Source organism: Arsukibacterium sp., assembly GCF_033722355.1.
In the GTDB taxonomy this organism is placed as follows: Bacteria; Pseudomonadota; Gammaproteobacteria; order Enterobacterales; family Alteromonadaceae; genus Alishewanella.
In genome coordinates this window covers 1-2,550 of record NZ_JAWVZF010000252.1, presented here as the reverse complement: position 1 = coordinate 2,550, position 2,550 = coordinate 1, and the positions used below count along the sequence as shown (strand labels likewise).

The following is a 2,550-nucleotide window of genomic DNA, read 5'->3' as shown; positions in this document are numbered from 1 at the left end:
GGCTTGTTTACTGATATTGTCTACTATTGGCTGCGGAATCGGGATAACCGGCTGGCCGCTGGCCTGCAGCGCCAGCTGAATTTCACAGGCGCGTTGTAAATCGTAAAAGCGCATAAAGGCATCACCGACCGTTGGCCCTAAGGTCAGGCCACCATGGTTCACCAGCAACATATGGTTATGCTGGCCTAAATCGGTCTGCAACCGGGCTTTTTCATCCTGGTTAACGGCTAAACCCTCATACTGATGATAAGCCAGAGAGCCCAGTGAAAATAACGAATACTGACTTAGCGCCAGTAAGCCCTGTTGCTGGGTAGCCACGGCGATGGTTTCTTTGGTATGCAGGTGAATAACGCAATGGGCATCGGGCCGTACTTCATGAATGGCGCTGTGAATGGTAAAACCAGCCGGGTTAATCTGAAAGGGCGTATCGTCCAGAATATTGCCCTGTAAATCGACTTTGACCAGATTAGACGCGGTCACTTCATCAAAGGTCAGGCCAAAGGCATTGACCAAATAATGGTCGGTGCCGGGCAACCGGGCCGATAAATGGGTATAAATCAGATCGCCCCAGCGATGATGCTCTGCCAGCCGGTAACAGGCGGCTAAATCCAGCCGTAACTGCCATTCTTCGGCACTGACCTTATCGCGTAAATTGAGTTTGGGTAAGGGGTGCAATGCGGTACCTCCGGCAAGTTGCCAGCTTGCTGGCCTGCAAATAGATGTTCAGAAGTCTAAGGGACTTGAGAGGGGGGATCAATGGCACAGCTTAAATAAAATGCAGGCAACAGCGCCACCGGGCAGCGGTGCTGCCCGGGCAACATATCGTCATTATTGCTTGCCAGCTAACTCAAAGCGGTAAATCGCAGCTGCTTCACTGTGGCCGGGCAGGCGCTCCGGTGGTATCACCACCACCTCTCCTCCGAGCTCGATAACTTTCAGTACTAACTCTTCCAGTAAATCCGGGTGCTCGTTGCTGGCGTGATACTTGTCTACTTTTGCCACGTCAAGCCGGTCCTTGCCAACCATTAAGGTCGCTATCCGGCCAATTTTGGCTGCCTGCTCAATATCTGCCAGTTTATTTGAGGCCAGTCCCTGATTAGCTGACTGGTTATACTGTTGCAGCAAATCATCAATTTTCTTGTCGTATGACGCTGCCATAAGTTGCCAGCACTGCTCCCGTAACTTGTCTGGGTCAAGCTCACTTAGATCAACTGTGACACCATCAGCCAGCAGATGGGGGTTGTTGCTGACTTGACGGAAAAAACCCTGATTCTCTGGCAGCGCCGCTAAGATCAACGGCAATGCTGACGGCTCGGAATGATGCTGCGTTATCGCTTTATCAAGCGCCCGGAAGTAGCGCTCACGGTCAATATCGATCTCTTCCTGCTTATCGTTGCCACCCGATTCGTGGGCATAGGGATCGCCGCGATCACCTGCTGCGGCAAAGCCCTGATGATAGCCGGTTTGGTCTGATGGGGTCAGTTCATGTCCTAATGCCTGTTCTTTTGTCGTGGGCACATCAGGATGCAGCGAGACTTCATTTATACTATCGCGGTCACCTGCAAATAAGCGGATGCTGTCGCGGCTTAAACACAGTACCTGATAGTTTTCAGTGGTTTGTGTCAGCCGGATGAGCGGCGAGATATAAGGGTGATCGCAGACAAAGGTGCGCTCTGCGACGGGTTGTTCCAGTTTCAGTGCTTTAAAAAAACCTTCTGCTGCAAAGACTGACAGCCCATTTTGCGGATGCTGCCAGAACTTCTGGTCATCCTGCAGTTTTTCAAAGCCTTTGAGCAGTGCTGCCTTATTAGCGTCAGGATAATGCTGCTCTAACTTCTCTGCCAGTTGCGACAGCAGATTTTTAAACAAAATCGGGTTTTCATTACGTGTCGGAAAACTGCGATGGGTTGGCATATAAAGTGACAGACACACCGTGTCTTTAATTTTCAGCAGTTCGTCAATCGTACTTCTGGTTAGTTGTTCACTCATAACGGTATCCTCCGTTGCTTCGGATAAAATCAGACAATCAGCCGCGACCAGCGGCCATACTGGCTCTGTACCGGCCCTTTCGGGATGCTGGCAGCCATAATCAGTGCGCTAGCCAGTAAACTGGCTATGACGTTAGCGGTGCTGGTGGGGATAACAAAGGCACAGATCATGAGCGCCAGCGCCAGAAACAAATTTATAAAACGCAGGGCCCGGCCACTTTCCGCCAGAGCAATAACGGAAATGGTAATGACCAGCGCGCCCAGCAGGTGATGGGCATCAGCCATGGCGCCTGTTGCGCCCAGCAGCACCCGGCTGAACATCAGCAGAACGCCCACCGCAATGCAAATAAGCAGGCCCGGGCACCACCAACGTACCCCACCACTGAAAACAGCCTGAATAATGTGGCTGGGCGATTCGGCAAAATCATCTTTATCCCGTCTGCCATCATCCTCATCAGTATCGCCGACAAAAAATACCCGCAGTACCGATTGCCCTTGCTGCTGCCGGCGTTTTAAGAACTGACAGGTGGCAATCAGTTCATCCAGTGAAAACGGAATTTGC

2 protein-coding genes and 1 pseudogene are annotated in these 2,550 nt (G+C 51.5%); all 3 read right to left on the bottom strand.

The window, feature by feature from the left end; translation table 11 throughout:
* A partial coding sequence (locus R3177_RS14475) for a class II aldolase/adducin family protein (RefSeq protein WP_318971714.1) occupies positions 1–675 on the bottom strand: 675 nt, incomplete at its 3' end.
* Positions 676–828: 153 nt separating this feature from the next.
* A complete protein-coding gene (locus R3177_RS14470) occupies positions 829–1,989 on the bottom strand; it encodes a hypothetical protein (RefSeq protein WP_318971713.1) in 1,161 nt (386 codons plus the stop codon).
* Positions 1,990–2,018: 29 nt separating this feature from the next.
* Positions 2,019–2,550: pseudogene (locus R3177_RS14465) on the bottom strand (hypothetical protein); the annotation flags it as partial.